This window comes from Gemmatimonadaceae bacterium (genome assembly GCA_035606695.1).
Classification (GTDB): Bacteria; Gemmatimonadota; Gemmatimonadetes; order Gemmatimonadales; family Gemmatimonadaceae; genus JAQBQB01.
Genome location: DATNEW010000003.1, coordinates 21087 through 44386, shown reverse-complemented (window position 1 = coordinate 44386; position 23300 = coordinate 21087). Strand labels below are relative to the sequence as shown.

The 23300-nt window shown below is 66.1% G+C and carries 18 protein-coding genes; 5 read left to right on the top strand and 13 right to left on the bottom strand.

All coding sequences use genetic code 11. The features are described from left to right. Positions 1-49 precede the first annotated feature (49 nt). From VN706_01110 to VN706_01095, 4 genes are all read right to left on the bottom strand, one after another. A complete protein-coding gene (locus VN706_01110) occupies positions 50-1189 on the bottom strand; it encodes a DUF2911 domain-containing protein (protein ID HXT14195.1) in 1140 nt (379 codons plus the stop codon). 190 nt (positions 1190-1379) lie between these two features. Beyond that, positions 1380-2780, bottom strand: a complete 1401-nt coding sequence (locus tag VN706_01105) for a hypothetical protein (GenBank protein HXT14194.1) — start codon at positions 2778-2780, stop codon at positions 1380-1382. 85 nt (positions 2781-2865) lie between these two features. Beyond that, positions 2866-3243, bottom strand: coding sequence for a hypothetical protein (locus tag VN706_01100; protein ID HXT14193.1), 378 nt, complete (start codon positions 3241-3243; stop codon positions 2866-2868). Between the two features lie 91 nt (positions 3244-3334). Further along, entirely contained in the window at positions 3335-4024 is a 690-nt protein-coding gene (locus VN706_01095) for a response regulator transcription factor (protein ID HXT14192.1), read from the bottom strand. A gap of 263 nt (positions 4025-4287) precedes the next feature. Between VN706_01095 and VN706_01090 the strand changes: the two genes are divergently transcribed. Next, positions 4288-5676, top strand: coding sequence for a sigma 54-interacting transcriptional regulator (locus VN706_01090; GenBank protein HXT14191.1), 1389 nt, complete (start codon positions 4288-4290; stop codon positions 5674-5676). A gap of 4 nt (positions 5677-5680) precedes the next feature. On the opposite strand, the gene VN706_01085 is transcribed toward VN706_01090, so the two are convergent. The 8 genes from VN706_01085 to VN706_01050 form a co-directional block, all read right to left on the bottom strand. Further along, positions 5681-6538: an amidohydrolase family protein gene (locus tag VN706_01085; protein ID HXT14190.1), complete on the bottom strand. Its 858-nt coding sequence runs from the start codon at positions 6536-6538 to the stop codon at positions 5681-5683. Beyond that, the gene (locus VN706_01080; protein ID HXT14189.1) at positions 6474-7925 is read right to left on the bottom strand and encodes a dipeptidase; all 1452 of its coding nucleotides are present in this window, start codon (positions 7923-7925) and stop codon (positions 6474-6476) included. Before VN706_01080 ends, VN706_01085 begins: the two co-directional genes overlap by 65 nt. After that, positions 7916-9100 (bottom strand): hypothetical protein, encoded by a 1185-nt coding sequence (locus VN706_01075; protein HXT14188.1) that lies wholly within the window; start codon positions 9098-9100, stop codon positions 7916-7918. The genes VN706_01080 and VN706_01075 overlap by 10 nt, the downstream gene beginning before the upstream one ends. 2 nt (positions 9101-9102) lie before the next feature. Next, positions 9103-10899 carry a hypothetical protein gene (locus VN706_01070; protein ID HXT14187.1) on the bottom strand — a complete coding sequence of 599 codons (1797 nt, stop codon included), beginning with the start codon at positions 10897-10899 and terminating at the stop codon, positions 9103-9105. A 15-nt stretch (positions 10900-10914) separates the two neighbouring features. After that, on the bottom strand, positions 10915-12270 hold the full coding sequence (locus tag VN706_01065; GenBank protein HXT14186.1) for a hypothetical protein: 1356 nt from the start codon (positions 12268-12270) through the stop codon (positions 10915-10917). A gap of 8 nt (positions 12271-12278) precedes the next feature. Next, entirely contained in the window at positions 12279-13280 is a 1002-nt protein-coding gene (locus VN706_01060) for a hypothetical protein (GenBank protein ID HXT14185.1), read from the bottom strand. A 214-nt stretch (positions 13281-13494) separates the two neighbouring features. After that, the gene (locus VN706_01055) at positions 13495-13992 is read right to left on the bottom strand and encodes a DUF2231 domain-containing protein (protein ID HXT14184.1); all 498 of its coding nucleotides are present in this window, start codon (positions 13990-13992) and stop codon (positions 13495-13497) included. A gap of 11 nt (positions 13993-14003) precedes the next feature. Beyond that, entirely contained in the window at positions 14004-15059 is a 1056-nt protein-coding gene (locus VN706_01050) for an SDR family oxidoreductase (GenBank protein ID HXT14183.1), read from the bottom strand. Between the two features lie 87 nt (positions 15060-15146). Here VN706_01050 and VN706_01045 point away from each other — a divergent pair, with 87 nt between their 5' ends. From VN706_01045 to VN706_01035, 3 genes are all read left to right on the top strand, one after another. Then, positions 15147-17384: a glycogen debranching N-terminal domain-containing protein gene (locus VN706_01045; protein HXT14182.1), complete on the top strand. Its 2238-nt coding sequence runs from the start codon at positions 15147-15149 to the stop codon at positions 17382-17384. 197 nt (positions 17385-17581) lie between these two features. After that, positions 17582-18883 carry an ankyrin repeat domain-containing protein gene (locus VN706_01040; GenBank protein ID HXT14181.1) on the top strand — a complete coding sequence of 434 codons (1302 nt, stop codon included), beginning with the start codon at positions 17582-17584 and terminating at the stop codon, positions 18881-18883. A 51-nt stretch (positions 18884-18934) separates the two neighbouring features. Next, positions 18935-21460, top strand: coding sequence for an ADOP family duplicated permease (locus VN706_01035; GenBank protein HXT14180.1), 2526 nt, complete (start codon positions 18935-18937; stop codon positions 21458-21460). A gap of 20 nt (positions 21461-21480) precedes the next feature. Here VN706_01035 and VN706_01030 read toward each other — a convergent pair whose 3' ends face one another. After that, positions 21481-21945, bottom strand: a complete 465-nt coding sequence (locus tag VN706_01030) for a MarR family winged helix-turn-helix transcriptional regulator (protein ID HXT14179.1) — start codon at positions 21943-21945, stop codon at positions 21481-21483. 270 nt (positions 21946-22215) lie between these two features. On the opposite strand from VN706_01030, the gene VN706_01025 reads away from it, so the two are divergent. Next, the gene (locus VN706_01025; GenBank protein ID HXT14178.1) at positions 22216-23289 is read left to right on the top strand and encodes a TIGR03067 domain-containing protein; all 1074 of its coding nucleotides are present in this window, start codon (positions 22216-22218) and stop codon (positions 23287-23289) included. The last annotated feature ends 11 nt before the right edge of the window (positions 23290-23300 follow it).

Below are 23300 nucleotides of genomic sequence, written 5' to 3'. Positions count from 1 at the left end.
CACCAGACAGGCAAGCGCGGTCAGGCCCGCGTCGTTTTCGACCCGTGGATCAGGGAACTGAGACGGGCGTCGCCAGCACCGTCGTTCCCCACACGATGCGCATCGCGCCTGATTTCTCGCCGGATTGCGGCAGCGTGATGGTCAGCCGCTCGACTGGGGCACTGCCTTTGAGTCGCCGAAGCGGAACCGTGAGAACGTCGCGATCGGCATGGTGCTCCGTACCCCATTGCCCGATCTGGCTGTTGAATACGAGCTCGAAGCGCGAGTCGTCGGGAGTGACCCGCATCCACATCGAGTACGTACCGGCGCGGAGCGTCGATTCGCCGAATTTCAGATCGCGATCGGTCGTGAACTGGGTCGCGGCGTTCGCGCCGACTCGCCATAGGGTGTCGCCAAGCACGCCGCGGGCGAACACGTCGCGACCGCGCACGGCGGGGCGACCGTAGTCAACCGAGATCGTCGCGCGCCCAAGCTGGCCGCGTGCGGTATCGCGCGGCGAAATGCCGGGAGCGCCGACGATGTTCTTGTCGGGCGGAATATCCGGAAAGTGCGAGATGATCGACGCCAGATCGTAATCGGCAGTGCGTCGAGTCTCGCCGCGGGTCGTTGTCGCACGCGCGCTGATGCCCTCGATGCGACCGCTGCGATCGATACGCGCATAGCGTGGCGCCGCCGGATTGCCGAGCCACGCCGAGTCGCCCGCGAAGAAAACGAGTGGAGCTTCGCCGGTGCGGTAGCTGCTGAATGCCGGCAGGATGCGCGTGACCGACGAATCGCGATTGTGTGCGCGCGCGAACCGCGCGATCACCTCGTATGGCGCGACGGTGCCGGCGAACACGGGAAAGGCATTCGCTGCCGCGACGCGTTGAACCTTGTCGGGATCGGTCGTGGTGATCGTCGCCGAGTCGGCGTCGAACTGCATGTCCACCGAGCCGACCGGCTTTCCGTTGACGCGGTGCAACGCGAGATGATAGCGCGCGACGGTGCCGTCGGGGCGCAGCGTGATGACGTAGTGATGGTACATGATGCCGCCGTACGTCGTCACCCAGTCGCCGGTGATCGTGTCGCCGGTTCGCGTGTACTGCTCGAACGACAGCGTATCGTGGCCGAGTGTGGTGACGAACGAGGTCCGTTGCGCGGCGAGCGACAACGGGACGAGAACAAGAGCGGCGATGAGTGAGGCGCGCATGACTTCTATGATAGGCGCTCGGCCGCGCAACACAGCGTATGCCTTCTGTAAGGGAACGATGAATGACGGAGGTTCAGCGTTCGTATAAGAAGATCACTCACTGAGCGGTCACGATCGAGCCGGCATCATTCCGCCGGCTCGATCGCGAAAAATCCGTGCAGCCGATCAAACCCGTCAGCCGGTCAGCTGATCAACTGATCAACTGCGTCGTCGTTTCCGTGCGCGCGACGCGGTTGATGCCGACGAACGACGATGACCGGTTCTCGGCGATCAGCTTCACGATGCGCTGCGCGGGAGGGCCATTGACCGTCGCCGGCGCAGGTGCGGCCGCCGCCTTCGCGGGTGCCGGCGCGGCCGCGCCTGTCGGCTGCTGGATCGCATACACGTTCGAGGGCGCTGCAGCCGTTGCGTCGGTCGGCGCAGGAAGCTCGCCGCGTACGTTGATGCTGCCACCGCTGCCGCCGAGGAACTGCACCGGCACCGCCCACCCGGTGGCAAGTGGCGCCTTCAAGGCGCGGCCCGTCATGAGCGGCCAGTACGTGATGATTGTTTGAAAGACGTTCGCGAGCGGGCTCACCGCGGGGTCCGACAGCGCGGGCACGTTGGCTTGCAGCGCCAGTTCCACGAGGCCACTCTCGATCGAGATCAGGGCCGTCGACAGCGCGTCGGCAAGCTGGAAGTACGCGTCGGATGCGGCGGCCGGCGTCACCCCGACGAGCGCGCCGATGCGATGCAGCCGGCTTGCCGCGCGCGTCGACTGCGCGTCGAGATTATCGACGATGAACGTGTCGTATTCGACGGCGAGGTGGAACCAGGACAACAGGCTTACCGCCTCGAACTCCTCGCGCATGAGCGCGCCGTTCGTGCGACGGTCGAGCATCATGCAGCGCAGCGTGCGGCACAGATACTCCATGGCCTGAACGTCCGCGGCGTTCGGCCCCGCAGCCGGGGCGCGGTAGACGTACCCATTCCAGACTTCATGCAGCAGGCGTTCGAACACCATCATGAACTCGGTGTTCGCGATCGCCGGGGCGCGACCCGTGCCGTTCCCGGTAAAGTTGTGGCCGAGCTCGACACCAAGCAGCCGCTTGTACGCGTTCACGCGAATGCTGTCGGGATCGGGGCGGAGACTGCTCGCCAGCGAGTGGAAATACGGCGAGGGGTTCTTGAAGAAGAGATCTTCGCTCGCGCGAATCCAATACTGCGTCTCGATCGACGGGGGCGGCAATTTCTCGTCGGAGATCCATGACTGCAGCACACGCCGAAAAATTTCGACAATACCGGTATTCTCGATCATGTACGCGTAGATGAGATGACTCCAGAACGTCGGCGCGCCGATGAGCGCTGGGTTGATCGGCGGGCGCGGCGCCCACATCTCCGCGACGTTGCGCGCCATGCGCCGGCTCACGCCCAGACGCCCGACCGCGCCGCCGCCCTGCACGGCGGGGAGTCGCCACACACGCGCGCGCGAGCGCGGCGCGTTCCACGTCAATTCGAGATAGTTCGCGAGCTGGAGCGGCGTGTAGCCGGTCAACACGGTATTCGCGTTGTTGACTCCGCCGCCCACGTTCGCAACGAGATTCCTGAACATGCGTCGACTCTCCCGCGGCGCACGGCCGCCAGATTGTTCAGCAGTGAGTGATGAAACTCCAGTGAATTCAGTGGATGCGGCGGCGTCAGCGATCGCAGACCTGTGCCGCTTCGCCCTCGATCACATCCGTCGTGATGTTGAGCAGCTCGCACTCGCGTACGCGCCGGATGTTGTCGCCCATGAGATACTCCGGCTGCTCGCCCGCGCCCGGCTGCGACAGGACCAGCACGCGCAGCTCGGCGAGTGGATTGTCGAGATACTCGAGGCACGGATCACAGTCGTCGTCGTTGTCTCGGTCGTTGGCCCGTTCCCGTGCCTGCTCTTTGCGACGCTGCGCGATGGTCGCGGCCCGCTCCTCGAGCGCGGCTAGAATCTCTTCCTGCTCGGCGGCCGTGAGACCGTGCTTCTCGATGAGCTTTCCGACGTGGCTCGTCACCCGATCCGGGCGATCCAACTTGCTCATGCGCTCCTCCTCGATGGCGGAAGACAGTGCGATTGGTGCGGTGCGGTTGGCGCTGGCCATGGTACGACTTTTCGAAACGCCAACCAGAGCATTAAGGCGCAGTCGTGGAACTGGGCCGATCCATCGAGGTGCGGCTTGTCATGGGCAGCGAAGGACCAGTCCGCGGAAGCGCGGCTGCTTCGCTCCGACGATGGACGCCCAGCTTCTCGAGCACGCGCCGGACATGGTTCTTCACCGTCGGGAGACTGATCCCGAGGCGTGAGGCGATGTCCTTGTTGGCGAAGCCCTGACGCAGCAGCGAGTAGATCTGCGCCTCGCGCAAGGTGAGCGCGGTCGCCGGGGCGCCGCTCGCCATGCGCGCCAGGAATCCCACGCGGCGGAACAGCGCGCCGACCAACCGGGGCGAGAGCGTCATTTCACCGCGCGTGCATTCGGTGATCGCGCGCACCAGGTCCTCGACGGACGCGTCGCGCTCGATGAAGGCGTTTACACCGACTTCCGCGCACGCGATGGCTTCGGTCTCCTCGTCGCCAACGGCGAACGCGATGATCACCGCGTTGCACAGCTCGCGCAGGCTGCTGACGATGCGAAGAAAATCCTGCGCCGACGCGTCAACGAGCACGACGTCGGGGCGGAGGGTACGCATTTGTTCGTGCGCGTCGTGCAGCGACGTCGCGAAGCCGACGACGCTCAGTTGTTTATGTTCGCTCAATCGCAGCGCCAGTCCCTCGCAGAACAGGCGCACTCCGCTGAGGATCAGCACTCGATGCGCGCCGCTCATGCGACAAACTCGCGTTCAGAGGTGAGGTGAATCACGATCTCGCAACATCGTGTCGCGAAATGATTCAACGGAGTGTATCCAAGCCGATTGCGCGAAGTGTTTTCTCTTGACGCATCCGCACTTTGCCCCGAGAATAGGGCCCCGCGTGCGCTCGACGCAGTACATCGCAATGCCGCAGTCCTAGGTCCACCGCGACGGCGCGATTGGAGGCATCGAGCCGCCACCCACGACCGGATCCGAAGTTCGCGATCCTCGGCAACGACATGCCAAGGCCGGCGGTGTGGCATCAGTTCGTTGGGACTGCTTCCGGCGTGGCGGCGAAGCCGTTGCTCGACGCGCTGTCGCATGCGGGCATGCGCCTCGTCGCGCCGTCGGACGACATGCCGGCCCATGCGACCGGTCTCATTTTCTTCGACACCGACTCGCCGGCGCTCCATGAGCGCCTGCGCGAAGTCAGTCGTGGCGGCTTGGGGCGCGTCATCGCCATCGCCGTCGATCAGGCGGCGATCGGCCGCGACACCTCGTGGCGACTGGTGCGCGAGGGCGCGTCGGACCTGCTCGTGTGGTCGCAGGAGCGAAACACCGCCGCGGAAATCGTCGCGCGTGTCGCGCGGTGGGACGAAGTCGATCGCTGCGTCGAGTCGCCGATGGTGCGCGACAATCTCGTTGGGACGGGTCACGCGTGGACGCTCGTCGCTCGGCGGCTCGTCGAAGCGGCGCGCTTCGCCGACGGCCCGGTACTCATCCTCGGCGAAACCGGAACCGGCAAGGAGCTGGCGGCACGCCTGATTCACGCGCTCGATACGCGACAAAACAAACGTGGACTCATCGTTGTCGACTGCGGCGCGATCGCGCCCGAGCTGTCGGGAAGCGAATTGTTCGGTCACGTGCGCGGCGCGTTTACCGGCGCGGTCGACGCGCGCGAGGGAGCGTTTGCGATCGCCGACGGCGGAACGCTGTTTCTCGACGAGATCGGCGAGCTTCCGCTCAGGCTTCAACCGGAGTTGTTGCGCGCCGTGCAGGAGCGAACCTACAAACGACTCGGCAGCAACGTGTGGCGTGAGACGTCGTTCCGGCTCGTGTCGGCGACGAATCGCGACCTGCCGCGCGAAGTCGAGGAGGGCAAGTTTCGCAGTGATCTTTACTACCGGTTGGCAAGCGTCGTCGTGCGACTGCCGCCGCTTCGCGAGCGCGCTGAGGACATCGTTCCGCTCGCGCAGCATTTCGTGGGGCAGATGACGCGCGACGGATCGACGCCGCCGCTCGACGACACTGTCCGCGAGTACCTCTGCCGCCGGTCGTATCCCGGCAACGTGCGCGATCTTCGGCAGCTCGTGTCGCGCATCATGCAGCGGCACGTCGGTCCCGGGCCGATCACGGTCGGCGACATTCCGCCCGACGAGCGGCCGGATGTCGCGCTGCCTGGCGACTGGCGCGACGAGACGTTCGAGCGCGCGGTGCGCCGCGCCGTCGCGCAAGGCGCCGGGATGAAAGAAATCAGCCACGCCGCGACCGAGCTGGCGATCGAGATCGCCGTCGAAGTCGAAGGCAATTTGCAGAGCGCCGCACGCCGACTGGGCGTGACGGATCGAGCGCTTCAGATGCGCCGCGCCGCCAAGCGGCAATCGCCGGATCCACTCGCCGAGCTCTGACACTTTACAACTGCTCCGCGACCATCTCGCGATCGACGCCGATGGGAGCGGGGGACGGCAGGTTCAGCGGCGCAACGGCGGCCGCGCGGCGAACATGACGCCCCGTTCGCGCGATGAGATGCGGAATGCGCCGCACCGCCGGCATGATGAGACGCAGAAGATTGCCGCCGGTGATGAGCCGCTCCTGCTCGATCGGCAGCCGCAGCTCGCGCACTTTCGCGAGCTCGACGCCGGGATGGAGCCATGGTCCATCGGAGCCGAACAAAACCTTGTGCGCCCCCGCGCGCGCCACGGCCTCTTCGATCATGTCGAAGCGCAATACGCCCGATGTATCCGTATGGACGTTCGGATGCCGAACCAGATGGTCGATGATGGCGAGATGCGCGCGCCAGTCGTCCTTGAAGCTGCCCAAGTGCGGAATGATGAAGGGCACGTCCGGATATCGTGTCGCAAACATCTCGATGGTCGCGACCTTGCCCATGACGTCGTACAGAATTGGCAGCCGAAATTCACGCGCGCAGTCGCAAACTTCGCGCGTCATGTCGCCGTGATACCGATGGACCTTGATGCCGCAAAACCCATAGCGCCGCACACCGGTTTCGACCAGCGCGCGAATGCGGCCACGGTCGCGCACCGAATCCACGAACACGAATCCGAAGAAGCGATCGGGGCGGCTCGCGACGATCCGCGCAACTTCGGCATTCGCGACGGCGTAATCCGAATGAAACGCCGCGAACAGCACCGTTCGTTCGATTCCGGCGCGCGCCGCCCGCTCGAGATACTTCTCGAGCGGCGCGTCAGTGTCCCACGGCGCTGTGAGGCCGTCGCCCTTGCCGGCGTGGCAATGACAGTCGATGATCATTTTCTAATACTCCCGCCTGCCCGAGCAGGCCGAGGAATCGCGCCGAGGTGGCGATGCCGCGATGGAAGTTGGCGAGCTCGAAATGTTCGTCGCTTGCGTGAATGCGGTCGTCCGGCAGGGCAAAGCCAATCATGACGGCCGGAATACCGAGTGCCTCAAGCGTGCTCACGATCGGAATCGTTCCGCCGAGCCGCACGAAGACGGGCGCTCGACCGAAGGCGGCTGCGCACGATTCGCGCGCGGCGCGCATCACCGCCGAATCGAGATCGACCTGCGCCGGTGGAACCGAGAGCAGCGTCGTGGCCGAGATGCGCATCGTCGGCGGGGTCGCGTGCTCCAGATGCCGCGTGAGCAGCGCGAGGATCTCGTCGGGAACCTGATCGGGGACGAGGCGCGCGCTCAGCTTGGCCGAGGCGCGCGCCGGGATCACCGCTTTGTGGCCGGTGCCGGTGTAGCCCGCGCTGATGCCGTTGATCGACAGCGATGGCCGCGACGTGGTTCGTTCATATAGTGAAAAGCCACGTTCGCCCCAACCGAGCCCCGCGCCGGCAGACATGAGAATTTCCTTATCATCCGGCGCGACGCGCGCCATGTAGCGGCGCTCAGCCGCGCTCACCGGCCGAACGCGGTCGTAGAAACCGGGTACGGCAATGCGCCCGCGTGCGTCGTGCAAGCTCGCCAGCAGCTCGGCGAGCGCCTGCGCCGGGTCGTGGATCGCGCCGCCGAATTGCCCGGAGTGGAGATCGCGATCGGTGCCGCGCAGCTCGATCTCCATGGCGATCTCGCCGCGAACGGCGTACGTGATCGTCGGGCGGTCGGGGCCGCGCATGAGCATGTCGCTCATGAGCGCAACGTCGGCGCGGAGTGCCAAGCGATTCTCGGTGAGAAAGGAACGCAGAGCGGCGCTGCCGATCTCTTCCTCGCCTTCGATCATGCAGATCACGTTCACCGGAACGTCGCCGGCCACGCGCATCCAGGCCTCGAGCGCTTTGAGATGCGTGAACAGCTGGCCCTTGTCGTCGCATGAACCGCGGCCAAACAGCGAACCGTCGCGGACGACCGGGGCGAATGGTGGGCTCGTCCATTCTGTCGCGCGCTCCGCGGGCTGCACGTCGTAGTGACCGTAGACGAGCACCGTTGGCCGATCCGGGTGCGACGCACGGAGCACCGCGACGACGATGGGATGGCCGTTCGTCTCGACGACACGCGCGCCCGTCGCGCCGATCGAAGCGAGGTGGGCGGCGAGCCACGACGCGCAGGCGCGCACATCCTTGGCGTGCGCGGGATCCGCGCTCACGCTCGGAAAGCGAACGAGCTCGGTCAACTCGCGCACGAAGCGCTGGCGATGCGCGTTGGTGTACGCGAGCACGCGGTCGATCAGCGCCACGTGGCCGCACGCTCGCGCGCGTCGCCGAACTGTCTGGTGCCGCCCGCGATGGACGCGTTCGACGCGCTTGACGCGTTTGACGCTGACGATTCGACGGTCGGCTGGACCGACGCTGCGGCGCGACGAATATCGTTGGATGAATGCTTGGCGGTGAGCACGAACATCACGCGCGCACGGCGCCGTCCGTTCGCGAGCACCGCCCGAACCGCGCGCCGAGCGAGCAGCGCGTGAAGCGCGACGGCGCCGTCGCCTCGTGGAGCATGAATCGACTGAATGGGAAACAAGCCCGGCTCGAGTCGCGCGCCGGCGGCGGCGAGCGACGCGCGGAATTCGCGAACCACAGCGAGAAGCCGATCGCGCAAGCGATCGCCGTGCGTGCGATTGATCGCCAACGCACGCTCGGCCGCGTGCAGATCCGCGATCGACGGCGGACTGCAATGCGTGCGCGACTTGCTCTCCGCCGCAAAGCGTTCGAGGAGATTGTCGCTCGCGGCGACCATGGCCAGTGGCGCACCGAATCCTTTCGCCAGCGACGCGACGAGCATCACGCGATCGCGAGGGCAGCCGCTCCAGGCAAGCGTTCCCGCGCCGCCGCGGCCATATGGCTGCGCGACGCTTGGATGCTCACCGAGAATGCCGAGTGCCTGTGTATCATCGACGACCACGAAGCCTCCCTCGCCTGTGTCGCGTACGACGTTGGCGAATCCGGCGATCGGTGCGACGCGCCGGCACATCGGACAGAATCCATCAGTGATCACCACCACGGGTCGCCGCGCGTCGCGCCGGCCGAGACGGCCGACGGCATCGCGAAGCGTCATGGGATCGTGGCCCGAGAAGCGGCGCACCGGCGCACCGCGTGCGCGCGCCAACTCCGCGGCGATGCGCAGTGTTGGATACGCCGAGTGATCCACGAGCACCGCGGCGTTCATCGACCCGATCAACTCCGCGAGGTCCCACGCGATGTGCAACGTCGATGTGGCCGCGAGGGCCGCGTCGAATCCAACCAGTCGTGCAAACTCCTCCGCCACGCGTCTTACCACCGGCGGCTCGCCGAGAACGGCGGGCGCGCCGGTAGTGAGTTGCCGCCACTCCGCGAGCGCGTCGCGTGGGTGGCCGATTCCCAGATACAACGACGACGTGAAATCGGCGATCACCCGCGCTGCCTCGGGTTGCACCCTTACCGCACGCGAGTGGGCGGCGTTGACGGCGTATTGATGACGCGCGCCGTGGCCGGCTGACTCACCGACACGGGACGCAATACCTTGTCCGCTCCCGGACGCGGCGCTAACGCCGGCTGTTCGACCGGCGCCGGCACGCGCTTCATCGTGCCGCCGGGGTACGGCGTACGTCCCCCCGGCGCGCCTTGCGCGAGCCGTTCCGCATCCGTGCGCACTTCGACGGCGCCGGCGATCGACAGGTCGATGCCGGACACGATCTTGAGCGCATGTGTGTACCGCTGAATGGCCGGACGCCACGCGCGCGCCCAGTTCGCGGCCTGGTTCTGATCGGTCGTCGTGCTCCAACTCCCGTAGCGCACGCCGAGGATGATCTGCTCGCCGAACATCGCGAGATCGTTGTAGTTGATGACCGACGCATCGTTCCAGCCCTGTAGCGCCTTCATCGCGTCGACGCGATCCATCCAGCGCTCGGGGTAGGGCACCATCGTGCGGCCGCGCAGGAACTCGCGCATTTCCGGCCGCGCGAGAATCCATTGCTGCATGAGCATTTCCACACGGGCCCGGATCGGCAGATCGCCGAACTGGTTGTGTGCGCCCTCGGACACGACGAAATGCATTTCGCGCAGCGCGTTCAACAGCGGGAACGCGTCGGCGACCACCATCTTGTCGTCGTCCTCGCGGAAGAAGATCCAGCACAGGCGCAGCAGGTCGTGGAACGCCGGCAGGAACTGCGTGCGGACGTCGGCCGGATGCATCTCAGGCACCGCGCGCCCGACGAGCTGCAGTCCCAGGCCATGAGCATACTCATATGCCCTCCGCGACACCGTGAGGCGGTTGATCTCGTCCTGGATGTAGCCCCAGAGGATGTTGCTGAGCGGACGCAGCGGATCGAGCTCGAGCGACGCGAGCGGATCGACTCCGCGGCCGCGCCGCACGTTCTGGAACCGCAGCGAGATCAGGTTCATCGTCTGCACGAGCAACCCTTGCTCCTGCCAGTAATTCCACAGGAGCTCGATCAACGGGGGGCTCGTGACGCGCGAACGAAGAATGCCGTACATCTGCGGCGCGACGCCGAGGGCCATGCCGGCCTTGATCGGCAGCTCCGCGAGATTGGAGCGGATGATTTCGAGATACGGCAACACGCCCGCCGGTCCCGATTCCGTGCGCAGCGCCGTGAGATACTCGGTGCGGAAGCGCCGGATGAAGTCGTCCGACAGATACGTCGTCGGCGGCTCCATCAGCGGGTTCTCGCTCCCGAGGTCCTCGAGCCGTCCGGCTTCGTGAAACACGAACGCCTCGGTCGCCGACTTCAGCAGCGAGTACGCGTCGCCGTTGAAGAAGTACTGATGTGAGTTGATCTCGGGATTCATCGCGAACTGACTGCCCTGCGCATCCTTCGGCTTGAAGATGTCGACGCGGCTCGAGTTGCTCGATGACGGATTCTTCGCGTCCTCGAGCGATTCGGACTCGAGGAACCGCTGCGCCTCGTCGCGCTCGTCGACGTCCTCGCTGCGCGCGAGCACATCCTGCGCTTGCGCGATCGCCTCGGCGCGGTGCAGGGCGTCGGCGGTGCTCACCGGCCGCTGTCCGATCACGTGCTCCGGGCGCTTGCCGCTGAACACGTCGTCGACGAATGCCGAATACCTGGTGAACGACACCGCCGCCGACCGATCCTTGATGATCTCCCAGAGCAGACTGTCCCGGGTGAACGGCCGGCCGCTGCGAATCACATCGACGCGCTGCACGTCGGGAAGCGTGACCTCGAGCTTGCTGATGTCCTGCTGCGGAGTGGTCATACCTGTCTATCCTCCTCAGACGGCGGCGATGGCCGCCGATCGCGGTACGTGGATCGGAGCGTGGCGCCAGCCTTGTCTGACGCCGAAGTCCGTCGCGCACACCTCGGCGACGTCCAGCGTGCCCCGCAATGCCCAATAGGTGAGCAGGTACGCGAGCGTTTCACTTTCGCGTTCGGGAGACAATCTCCCGTCGGCCCGCGCCTGCCCGATCGCCGCAAAGACGAGCGTCGGCGCGTTGTCACGCATGGCCACCGGCCGGCCTTTCCAGTTCTCATACAGGCGCCGGAGGTGCACCGGCTGCCGTTCGGTCGATTGCATCACGTCGCGCAGCGACCGGCCGCGCAGCGTCGCCGGCCGATGGTCGAGCATCAACTCGATCAGCTCGCGCTTCTTGCGCTCGAGCATCACGAACACACCGTGCTGCGTGTCGCTCGATTCACTCAGCGGGTACAGCGATCCCCAGAGCTCGGAGAGCCGCTCCCACTGCGGATGCGGATACAGCGCCGCACCCATCGCGCAGCTCAGGCGCACGCGAATCCACGGCGGCGGATGCGGATCGTCGACGTTCACGCGAAAGACGAATGCCTTCGGCAAGCTGACCACGCCCATGAGACCGAGCGTAGACGCGATGCCGACGCGCGACACCGACCAGAGATCGGCGACGATCTCCGAGATCCACCGCTCCCACATCGACCACGTGAGCTGGTCGAGCTGCGACGCGGTGCGCTGCTTCGCTTGCAGGGCGACGCGCAGCGATTCGTTGAGCTTGAGCAGCGCGGCGCCCTGGTGTCCGACTTCGTGCACCAGACTCGAGGCGACACCCGACGACACCATCCGCTCGCGCGGAATCTTGATGACCGCCACCGGGTTCTCGCCGCCGCCCGGCAGACGCGTGCGCGCCCGCCGAATCGCGGCGCCCGGATCCCGCTCGAGATAGCAGATGATTGGCGGATCTTCCGGGAGCTGCACGTTCGGCAACGCGAGGGCGTCGCCCGCCAACACGTCCAAGCCGCCACAGAAGACGCCCGTCTCATGCTCGGCGCGCTGGGCGAGCACGTCGGCGAAGATGTTGAAGTGATTCAGAACGACGTTGAAGCGAAGACGCAAGAACGTGAAGCGGCGCTGCAGATCGGCGGGGCTTGCCGTGCGTCCGGCAGGCCCGCCAATCCATTGCAGAAACCGCAGAAGTCGTCCGCGCAACTCCCGTCGGCCCTCCGCCAGGTAGCTCTCGATCGCACTCTGTGCGGCGACCGATACCGATGCGGAGGGAACGGACGGCATGATCAGCGCGAACGGCTTCACGCGAGCGAGCCGGGTGAGCATCGCGCGCGCCTCTTGCGCGAGAAAGATGGACGCGGGGGAGCTCGCCATGTGAAGCCTCAGGCTCCGACCAGCACGATGCGGCGACCGCGGCGATACCAACGCCCGGTACGCGCGCCCGCCGAATATCCGCCGGCGTCGTCCGCGCCGTATCCATCATCGGCGTAGCTCGGCGTCTGGGCCGACGGCACCGTGTACGGACGCGAGACAGACGGCGAATACTGATTCGTGACGCCACTGATGACGCCGCGGAAGATGGGCGACTGCGGCGCGCCCGGAATATTGATCGGTGCTGACACGCTGTTCGAAGCGGGCCCGCTCACCGGGCGTCCGTTCGAATGATGGCGACGACGCGCGACGCTGACGTTGTGACGCGTGGGCTGCAACAGCCCCGGCGCATGACGACGCGCGGCGGCGACGACGGCCGTCTTCGCGGCGCGCGCGGGATGCACGTGCGGCGGCGTACGCGCCGCCTTGCCCGCGGCCGCGCCGGCGAACCGCACGAATCGCTTGGCGACCTCGAACTCGCGATCCTGTGGGCTCAACCCTTCGAGCTCGAGACCGAACATGTTGCCGGCGGCCGAGGCGAGCTTGCCGCCGATCGCGCCACCAACACCCGGCAGCACCATGTTGCCGAGCGCCGCGCCCGCGATGGGCAGTGCCTTCTTCGCGACGCCCTTCAACGCGCCGCCGAGCGCTTTGCCCACGGGACTTTTCACGAATCCGCCGATCGCCTTGCCCGCGCCCTTGATCAGGTTTCCGAGGAAGTATTCCAACTCGGCTTCGTTCGCGACTTCGAGCAGCTCGCCCGCCAACTCCATCTCTTGTACTTCGTCGAAGACGGCTTCGGCTTCACCGAGGAAGCCTTGGGTCTCGTACTCCGCTTCGCCAAGAAAGCTCTGTTCTGCTTCGAAAGTCTCGCCGGTTTCCATCTCTCCTCCGAGTATTCCACCGAGAATGTCGCCGAGGAACTGCTCGTTTTCGCCGGTTTCCGCTTCCAACGCTTCGAACTCCATCTCGTTTCCTTCGAACTCGCGGAGCGTGCGATCCACGTCGTGCATGATCTCCTCCGGGGCTGGGATGTGGGACGCGGACGGGGTCATCCGTCGGACCCGCGTTAAAGCAGCCGGAGTGCCACACGTAAGTCGTTGATTTTTCGTGGGGCGCCGCGAAGTGTGGTTCGCTTGGGGCGCAACGCGGTCGCGAACGGCGAATCACGCTTCGCCGTTCGATGCCTTCAATTCCGCGCGGGAGGGAACTTGCCCGAGGTGGCGATCAGCGACGACCGCTGGAACGCGAGGCGGGACCAGTCAGGGAGCTCGGCGCATCGAGATTCGCGCCATCGTCTACGCCGACGCCCAGGCGCCCGACGAGCTCTCCGCCGAGCCATGACGTCACGAGGCTCAAGCCTCCGCCAATGAGCAGCAACACGATCGCGAGCGCGGAAGGATTGCTCGGATCCGCCCGCCGCAGAAACCAACTGATGGCGAAGAATACCACGACGCAAACGTTGCCCAGGCCGTGCCACAGGCCGACGCGATGGGCGCGCGTTCCACTCGGGATCTTCATCCAGTCGATGAGGCCGAACAACGCCGCGCACAAGCCGCCGATCACGCCGGCGCCGATCATCCAATACGAGATCATCGACCACGTTGGATCATGCATCGCGAGATGAATGAGATCGAAGATGACCGCGGTCGTGAGCAAACCGAGCGGAAACACGATGAGCATTTGGTGAATCGGATGACCCAGCAGTTTGGCGCGTGCTTCCATGAATCCTCCGGTTAGTCCGCTCGCGGCGGTTCGGGTTGTGATTCGGCCTCGGCATGTCCCCTGGCGAGGCGACGCTTCAGCATCAACGCCGCGACCGCGCCGCCCGCCGCGATCGCGGTCGCCGCCTTCGGATGCAGCACCGCTTCGGTGTACGCGCTGTGCTCGTGCACGCGGCCGTCGAAGTGTCCGCGCTCGCCGCCATCATGTTCGACCGGCTCATACAGGTTGTCGGTTCGGCCCTGCTGCAGCGCTTCGGTGGTCGCCTGCGAGTCGAACGTGGTGCGTTCCATGTATCGGTCGGTGAGTCGCGGCGACAGTTTTTCGCCCAGGCTGACGACCTTGCCCATGCCGCCGGCGATGACGTCTCGAATGGGCCGCTGCGCCGCCGCGAGAATCGCGCGGGCGACGACTTCCGGTGCATACACCGGTGGTATCGGCTGCGGCTCGACGCCGAGAAACGACTTCGCTTTCGCGAAGAGCGGCGTGTCGATGCTCCCTGGTTTCACGAGGGTGACGGAGATCGGAATGTCTTCTTCCTCGAGCTCCATGCGCAGCGTGTCGGTGAATCCCTTGATGGCGTGTTTCGTCGCGCAGTAGTTGCCTTGCAGCGGAATGGCGCGGTCGGCGACGGCGCTGGCGACGTTGATGAGCGCTCCGCCGCGGCGGCGCATCAATCGCACGGCGGTGAGCATACCGTGCACCTGGCCCCAATAGTTCACGTCGAACTGTCGCCGCATGTCGGCGAGGGGGATCTCGGTCGAGCGACCATAGATCGATACGCCGGCGTTGTTGACCCACGTATCGAGGTCGCCGAACTCCGCGATGGCCGCATCGCCGAGTCGTTCGACTTGCTCCGCGTCGGAGACGTCGGTGGCGAGATACACCGCCCGCCCGCCATCGCGGCGAATCCGCGTGACGGCCGCCTCGAGATCCCGTTCGTTGCGCGCGGCGAGCATCACGCGCGCGCCGGCCGCCGCAAACTTCGTTGCCGTGACCAAGCCGATGCCGCTCGACGCGCCGGTGACGACGACGACCTGCTCCGCCAGCGGCCGTAAACGTATGCTCATTCCACAACCCTCCAGCTGGCCGCCGCTTGCGAGGTGTGTGCCAGCTGGGTCTGTCACTGGCTTGTTTCCTGCCGACGCGTGAGGCGCATGCCGAACACTTCGACGCGCGCGTGCATCCGTCCGACCGAGCGCTACGCCTGGCACGGCCAGTCATTGCTGATCGTGGACCACCACGGTGAATGCACCGAAACGCTACAGATCGCCGGCTATTATTTTCGCGAAGCGCGCTACCTGAGCACGCTTCGTTTGCTCATCAATAACGAGCAACCGTGGGTGTGTGAGGACGCGCTCGTCGACCCGCAGCAGCTGTGTTTCGCGTTCGCGTTTCCCGAGATCTCGACGTATGGAGGCGGAGGCACCGGCCAGTCGCAGGACGAGACGCCGGTCGACGAGCACGGCATTCCGCAACGCGCGATCGACATTCGGCTCGCGTATCGCGTGGGCATTGCCTCGCTCGACGTCGAAGCGACGATCACGAATCGCGCGCCGCGCCAGACCGTATCGTTTGATTTGCGATGGCTCGTCGACGCCGACTTCGCCGACATTCAGGAGGCGCTGGGCGGTGCTCGCCAGCAAGAAGCGGCAGTCACACGCCGCGCGGACGGCGAGACATTGGATTTCGCGTACGATCACGACGAGCTGCCATACGCCACCAGCGTCCGTGTATCAGGTGCCGCGTGGACTGCGCACGACGCCGGCTTCGATGCGGCCGTCACACTTGCGCCGCAAGAGCGAGTCGTCGTCACGCTTCGCGTCGAACCGGTCGACTACCTCGAGCCATACGACGAGGCGACGATCGGCGAGCGCGAACGAGTCTGGCGGACGTGGCGCGACAATCTCGTCCGCATCAAAGTGCCGGCGAACACGATCGTCGAAGAGATCGTCCGCGCGAACGTTTCAGATCTGGCGTCGTTTGCACTGCTGCAGGGTGGCCGCGACGAATGGCTCGCGCCGCAAGCCGGCATGCCGCTGTATCCGGCGTTGTTCGGCCGCGATGCGTTCACCGCGGCGTGGCAAGCCGCATTCATCGACCGGGGCGAGTTGGCCGACGCATCGCTCACTCGACTGGGGCGGCTCCAAAGTACGCGTATCGACGATTGGCACGACGAGGAACCGGGACGCATTCCATATCAAGTGCGCCAGGGGCCGCTCGCGCGGCTGAACATCAATCCGTACTCCGCCTATTACGCCGACTACGCGAGTCCGATGATGTTCGTCATCGCGCTCGCGCATGCGTTCGCGTGGTCGGGCGACGAGCAGTTCCTCGCGCGGCACTGGGACGTCGCGCGGCGCATCATGGATTGGGCGCGCGAGCGCGGCGATCGCGACGGCGACGGGTATTTCGAGTACCAGACGAAATCGCGCGAGGGCACGAAGAATCAAGGATGGAAGGACAGCGGCAACGCCGTTCTGTATCCGGATGGAACGCCGGTACCGTCGCCGCTCGGCACCTGCGAGCTGCAGGGGTACTGGTTCGGCGCGCAACAGTTGATGGCGGCACTCGCGTGGGCGCGCGGCGCGCGTGACGATGCGAAGGCGTATTGGCACTCCGCGCAGGATCTTAAAGCGCGCTTTAACCGCGACTGGTGGATGCCCGAGCACGACTTCTTCGCGCTCGCGCGCGATCCGTCGAAGGCGCTCGTGCCGGCGCTGACGTCGAACGTCGGGCAGTGTATCGCCACGGGAATCATCGACGACGAGCATCTGCCGCGCGTCGTCGGGCGCATGTTCGCGCCCGATCTCTTCAGCGGCTGGGGCGTCCGCACCCTGTCGGCCACGGACCGCTCCTATAACCCCGTGGACTATCACCTCGGCGCCGTGTGGGCCGTCGAGAACGCGACGATCGTGTTCGGCCTTCGGCGTTTTGGATTCGACGAGCGGGCGAGCGAGCTCTCGAAGGGGTTGTTCGATCTCGCGACGTTGTACGGCGGATTTCGAATTCCCGAAACCGTCGGCGGCTACGCGCGAAGTGAGTATCCGACGCCCGGCGCGTACCCGCGAGCGAACACGCCGCAACTGTGGAATGCGTCCACGTTTCCCATGCTGCTGCAATCGCTGCTTGGCTTGCAGCCTGTCGCGCCGTTGTCGATGATGGTCATCGATCCGGTGCTGCCCGAGTGGATGCCCGAAGTGATTCTGGAGCGCGTCCGCATCGGCGGAGCGACGGCGACGTTACGCTTCTGGCGAACGGAAAAGGGAGAATCGCACGGCGAGATCGTTCAGAAGCGTGGGACGTTGCATCTCATACGACAACCGCCGCTCGAGTCCCTCAGTGCAGGTGTGCGCGACCGATTTCGGGCGCTCATCGACACGATCTTGCCGTAACTGAGACCGCACGCCGGCTTGCCGTCGCGCCGCATCGGACCTAGCGTTAACCCCATGGCCGCCGGGGCGGCCGACGGTCCGCGTAAAGGGTTCAACCCACCTCTTTAGCATTCTCATATCGGCTTCTATTCCTCGCCCTCACTGCGGACCATGGGCGGCACGAAGGGCTCGCCCCTTCCACCAGGAATGGAGGTGCCATGTCCGAGCAGGACCACCCATCGGCGGCTGCGTCATTGCCCGACGCGCCCAACCTCGACTGGCTTCGGAAGCACGCCAAGCGGCGCCTGGCGGAGCTCCAACGGTCGAATGCCGCGGCGAAGCTCGCCGACGCGCAATTCGATCTCGCGAAACGCTACGGCTTCGCGAGTTGGCGCGCGCTCAAAGCCCATATCGATTCACGCTCGATCGATGGACAACTCGCGGCGGCCGCGCGCGAAGGCGACAACGCGAAACTCGCCGAGCTGCTCGATGCGCATCCCGAAAAACTGAGCGTTCGCCTCGACCCGTATGAGCAGACGCTGCTCCATCTCGCGGCGCGACACCTCGGCACGACCGATCTCTTGTTGAAACGCGGCGCCGACGTCAACGCGCGCGAAAAGGGCGACAACACGTACGCCATGCACTGGGCGGCGGCCGGCGGCGAGCTCGATGTCGTGCGCCGGCTTGCCGACGCCGGTGGCGACGTCGTCGGCCACGGCGACGATCACGAGCTCGAAGTGATCGGCTGGGCGTCGTGTTGGGAGGGATGCGACGATCGAGCGCATCGCGAGGTGGTCGATTTCCTGATCAGCCGCGGCGCGCGACACCACATCTTCTCGGCGATCGCGCTGGACCTGGAAGATGAAGTGCGCCGCATCGTCGCCGCCGATCCGTCGGTGCTCAGACGTCGCATGAGCCGCAACGAGAACAACCGCCTGCCGCTGCACTTCGCGGTGAACGCGAATCGCCCTCGCATGGTGTCGCTGCTCATCGAGCTTGGCGCCGATCCGCTCGCCGGCGACGCATCCGGTGCTCCCGCCGCGGCGCACGCACGCAATGCATTGATCGACCGGCCGGTCATGGAAGCGATTCGCGCGATGACCGCCGCCGAGCTGACGAGCGCGCGTCGCGGGAATCGCCCGATGAACGGCACGGCAATGGATCTTCTCGCCGCGCTGTCGCTCGGCGACTGGGACATGGCGGAGCGGCTCGTCGCGGACAATCGCGCGCTCCTCGAGCCCGCGGCCGGCGCGTTGCATCTGATGTCGAAGCGCGGAGATCTCCGGGGGGTGAAGTGGCTCCTCGACCACGGTGCGGATCCGAACACGCGCTGGAGTCACTGGGATTCGGACGTTGCGCCATTGCACCTCGCCGTGCTCGGGAATCAGGTCGACGTCGTGCGCGCGCTTCTGGACGCCGGGGCCGATCCGACCATTCGCGATACGCGACACGACAGCGACGCCATTGGTTGGGCCGAGTTTCTCGGACGGCCGGAAATTCTGAAGCTGGTGACGCGCTGAATCCATTCTGCCTTCCCCTCGTACTATCCGGTAACCCAACGGAGTCAGACCATGCACGTATGGACGCGTACCGGCGAGCGGAGCCTCCGCTGGTTCGAGCAGCTCGGGCAGGACATCCGCTACGCCACGCGCATGCTCCGTGGCTCGCCCGGTTTCGCGGCCATCGCCATCGGCGCGGTCGGAATCGCGATCGGCATCAACGCAGGGTTTTTCACGCTCATCGACACGTTCATGTGGCGGCCGCTTCCGGTCGCGCGTCCGGAACAGCTCGTCCGGCTCTTGACGCTCGATGGCCGCGGACTCCAGAACATTCGCTTCTCGTATCCGGAGGTCGTCGCGCTCTCGGCGAACGCGCGGAGTATCGAACAGGTCATCGGATACTTCGCTCAGCCCGTGGCGATCAAGCCGAGCGCGACCACTCTCGCGACGGCGAGCAGCGTCGGGCTCGTGACCGGAGATTACTTCACGGCGCTCGGCGGTTCGGCATCGGCAGGTCGCGTGTTGTCGACGGCGGATGAACGAACCGACGGTGGTCCGGTGGCCGTGATCAGCGACGCGTATTGGCAACGCATGTTCGGCGGCTCGCGGGACGCGATCGGACGCTCACTCATCGTGAACGGGGCATACGTCACCGTGGTTGGCGTCGCCGCGCCGACGTTCATCGGCATCAACCCGTTGGTGCCGGACATCTGGATGACGCTGCCGCAAGCCGAACGCATCGGCGCGACGCCGGGACGCCTGCTCGATCCGACGAATCGATTCATCACGCTGCACGCAAGACTTCGTTCAGGCTACACGCCGCGCCAGGCGCGGGCGGAGCTGTCCGGATTCGTCGCCGAGCCGCCGGCGCCCAAGGGAACCCGCGCGGCGCTCGAGCGAATCGTGGGCGTCACCGTCGAACCCAGAGCGTCGATGATTCCTCCAACGTCGAACACGCTGTTGATACTGACGCCCGCGCTGTTCGTGGTGGGACTCGTGCTGGTCATCGCATGCGCCAACCTGGCGAACCTGCTGCTTTGTCGCGCGCTCGTTCGTCGTCGCGAGATCGCCGTCCGTCTGTCCCTGGGCGCCTCGCGCGGCCGGTTGATTCAACAGTTATTGACTGAGAGTTTGCTCATCGCCGTCGCCGGCGCGATTCTCGGGTTCGTGCTCGCCGACTGGACCGTGAAGATCGTCTCGCGATCCTACCTGAGCTTCGTGCCGCCGACACTCGGCTCACTCGCGCTGACGCTCGCGCTGACGCTCGCGCCGAGCTGGCGCGTCGTCGCGTACACGGTGGTGCTCGCGTGCGTGAGCTCGATGACGTTTGGCCTCGTGCCCGCGCTGCAGGCGACTTCGTTGAATCTCAGCGGCATGCTCAAAGGCGACGACACCGCCGTGGGCGGGAGGCTGCGTCGTTCGAAGGTCCGCGATTGGTTGATCGCCGCGCAGGTCGCGGGGTCCGTCGTGCTCATCGCGGCGGCAGGCATTCTCACGCGCGGCGTGCAGCGCTTCGCGTCGTCGAATTCCGGTCTCAATCCCGAGCATGTTGCATTCGTGGAGTTCGGGATCGCTCCGGCGGACCATCTGCCGGCGACGATCGCGTCCGACCGGGCGACGCTCGACGCGCGAATCGCGCGCGCACCCGGTGTCGCCGTCGTCGCGCGCGCGGCGTTCCCGCCGTTCAGCAGTTGGCGCGTGACGCGTATTCGTTCCAGTGAAGCATCGAACGACGCACGCCCCCACGTTCTCTCGCACAACATCGTTACGCCGAACTATTTCGACGTCATCGGCCAGCGCATCGTCGATGGGCGCGCCTTCACGAGCGCGGACAGTGCATCCGGCACCTCGGTCGCCATCGTCACGCAGGCCGCGGCGCGCGCGCTGTGGCCGGGTCGTCGTGCCGTCGGCAATACGTTTCGCTCGGTTGACGCGAACGGCGAGTTGAGCGCGCCGCAGCAAGTCGTGGGCGTCGTTGCCGATGCGCACAGTGTCATGCTGTGGGATCCGGACGATGAGGGATACCTCTATACGCCGGCGGTCGCCGCGGACTTCGCGTCGCTCGACATGCCGATTCTCGCGCGCATGGATGCCGGAGCCGTCAATGCGTCGCGCACGATCGCGGACATCGCCGCGCAGGTGGACCCGAACGCGCCGCTCACGATCACTCCGCTGTCGGCGTTACACGATCAGCAGATCGTTCCGTTCCGGTACGGCGCCGGCATCACCGGCGCGATCGCGTTGCTCGGACTCGCGCTCGCGGTGGTCGGCCTGTACGGCGTCGTCGCGTTCGGCGTGGAGCAGCGGCGGCGTGAGATCGCGGTGCACATGGCCGTTGGCGCAAGGCCCGCGGACGTTCTGAAGTTCGTCATGCGCGGCGAGCTGCGGCTCGTCGGGATTGGACTGGCGATCGGCCTCGTGCTGGCGATCGGCGAGTCGGGCCTCATCAACAGCTGGACGCTGCCGTTGCCGTCGCTCGGCGTTCTGGGACTCGCCGCGATCGCGGTGTTCCTCATGCTCGTCGGGACGGTCGCGACGCTCGTTCCCGCGTCTGCGGCGCTCCGAATTTCGCCGATGCAGGCGCTTCGGCAGGACTAGGGCGCTCGTCGCGAAACCAATCAGCCGTCCGCGCCCGGCATGGCCCGCGCGATGTCGACGATCTCGACGAGCTGCTCGGCAAGCTCGTTCCACGGACCGCGCCCGAACCGTTCGAGAAAATCCTCCTGCGCGGCGGTCCACAGCGGCAGCGCCTGCGCGATGCGCCGAACACCCTTCGCCGACAGGGCCACCTGCCGCGCGCGACCGCCGGCGTTGCTGAGCGTGATCAGTCCCTCGCGCGCGAGCGGCGTGAGGTTCCGGTAGAGGGACGTCCGCTCGAACACCAATTCGTCGGCCAACTCGGTCAGGCGAACCGGTCCACGGCGCCGTTGGACAGCGCTCAGCAATGAGAACTGCGTCGCGGTGAGTCCGGCGGGCGCGAGGCGCGCGTCATACACGCGCGAGATGGAGCGCGTGGCGCGGCGGAGCGTACCGGCGGCGCATTTGGCTGTGGCGCCCGAGGCTTTCGTGGCGGATCCGGACATGTGATGTAGTTACACAGAAAATGATCCCGTAGGCTACCCGTCGCGCGGGGCGGGGTCAAGCGAATGGTGCGTCGCACCGAGCGGTGGCGAAGCAATTCTTGCCACCCGTGACCATCCGACGTATGATCGGGGCGGCTTGAAGGAAGCCTCCGGGTCCGCGGGAAGAGTTCAACTCACCTTCGCATGCTCGCGCATGTATGTGCGCTCGTCGGTTAGGCCACGACCTTCGTGCAGCCTGATTGCGGACCCCAGGCTCGGCATGGAGGCTTCGTGACGCATCAGCTGACGACCCGCCCCAACCTGGACCACTTTCGCGGCCAGGCAAAAACGTTGCTCGCCGAGCTTCGCGCCGGCGACGCTTCGGCCGCGCGGGCATTCATCGCACATCTGCCGAAGGCCGGCGGCATGTCCGTCGCGCAAACGCGCGCGGCGGGATTTCGCCTGGCCGACGCGCAGTCCGTCATCGCGCGACAGAGCGGGTTCGCCAGTTGGCCGCAGCTCGTTCGGCATGTCGAGCAGCTGCGGGCACTGCAAGGCGAGTGGCATTTCGAGTCGTTGCAGATCGACGGCGGCAACATGCCCGGCGCGGCGTTCGGGGATTCGAAACTTCTCATGGACGGCGATCTGTTTCGGATGGAGTCGCCCGAGGCCACCTATGACGGCCGATTCAGCATCGACACGCTGACGACGCCGATGCAGATCGACATCACGTTCGTCGAGGGTCCCGAGGCCGGAAATCACGCGTACGGATTGTTCGCGCTCGACGATGATCGCCTCACCATCTGTCTCGGCCTGGTCGGTTCGTCGCGTCCGACGTCGTTTGCGACGACGGCAGGAAGCGGACATGCGCTGGAGCGGCTGCGTCGTGCCTCGCCGGCCCGTCCGGCCGGAGTCACCGGTGGTACCGCGCCGGACGGGGAAGCCGCGAGCGCCGCTCCGTTACCGCCCGTCGATCCCGCGGACTTCGCGATCGAGTCGAGCCCGATACTTGCGCGACTCGAAGGCACGTGGATTCCTGTTCGGCTCGTCACCAACGGCGACGAGATGCGGGCCGACTGGCTGGCGTACGGGTCGCGCACCGGGACGCGCAACGAAGCGAAGGTCGTGTTCGGCGGACAAACCATGTTGCACGTGAAGATGCGCATCGACGAGAGCGCGACACCGATTGCCATCGATTATCTCCATGTCCACGGGCGCGACACGGGCAAAGTGAGCAAAGGCATCATGCAGTGGATCGGCGACGAGGTGTGTTTTCTGATGGCCGCGCCGGGACGCGAGCGACCGGCGGAGTTCCCGCCTGCCGGCGGGGAGGGAATGACGCTCAGCCAATGGAAGCGCAAGTGAGCTCGGGCGAG

Excerpts from the sequence above, each read along its gene's own strand:
- VN706_01050 (HXT14183.1), bottom strand. The coding sequence starts at position 15,059 with ATGAGCATACGTTTACGGCCGCTGGCGGAGCAGGTCGTCGTCGTCACC.
- VN706_01055 (HXT14184.1), bottom strand. The coding sequence starts at position 13,992 with ATGGAAGCACGCGCCAAACTGCTGGGTCATCCGATTCACCAAATGCTC.
- VN706_01095 (HXT14192.1), bottom strand. The coding sequence starts at position 4,024 with ATGAGCGGCGCGCATCGAGTGCTGATCCTCAGCGGAGTGCGCCTGTTC.
- VN706_01040 (HXT14181.1), top strand. The coding sequence starts at position 17,582 with ATGTCCGAGCAGGACCACCCATCGGCGGCTGCGTCATTGCCCGACGCG.
- VN706_01035 (HXT14180.1), top strand. The coding sequence starts at position 18,935 with ATGCACGTATGGACGCGTACCGGCGAGCGGAGCCTCCGCTGGTTCGAG.
- VN706_01030 (HXT14179.1), bottom strand. The coding sequence starts at position 21,945 with ATGTCCGGATCCGCCACGAAAGCCTCGGGCGCCACAGCCAAATGCGCC.
- VN706_01090 (HXT14191.1), top strand. The coding sequence starts at position 4,288 with ATGCCAAGGCCGGCGGTGTGGCATCAGTTCGTTGGGACTGCTTCCGGC.
- VN706_01070 (HXT14187.1), bottom strand. The coding sequence starts at position 10,899 with ATGACCACTCCGCAGCAGGACATCAGCAAGCTCGAGGTCACGCTTCCC.
- VN706_01110 (HXT14195.1), bottom strand. The coding sequence starts at position 1,189 with ATGCGCGCCTCACTCATCGCCGCTCTTGTTCTCGTCCCGTTGTCGCTC.
- VN706_01045 (HXT14182.1), top strand. The coding sequence starts at position 15,147 with ATGCCGAACACTTCGACGCGCGCGTGCATCCGTCCGACCGAGCGCTAC.
- VN706_01065 (HXT14186.1), bottom strand. The coding sequence starts at position 12,270 with ATGGCGAGCTCCCCCGCGTCCATCTTTCTCGCGCAAGAGGCGCGCGCG.
- VN706_01100 (HXT14193.1), bottom strand. The coding sequence starts at position 3,243 with ATGAGCAAGTTGGATCGCCCGGATCGGGTGACGAGCCACGTCGGAAAG.
- VN706_01105 (HXT14194.1), bottom strand. The coding sequence starts at position 2,780 with ATGTTCAGGAATCTCGTTGCGAACGTGGGCGGCGGAGTCAACAACGCG.
- VN706_01085 (HXT14190.1), bottom strand. The coding sequence starts at position 6,538 with ATGATCATCGACTGTCATTGCCACGCCGGCAAGGGCGACGGCCTCACA.
- VN706_01060 (HXT14185.1), bottom strand. The coding sequence starts at position 13,280 with ATGCACGACGTGGATCGCACGCTCCGCGAGTTCGAAGGAAACGAGATG.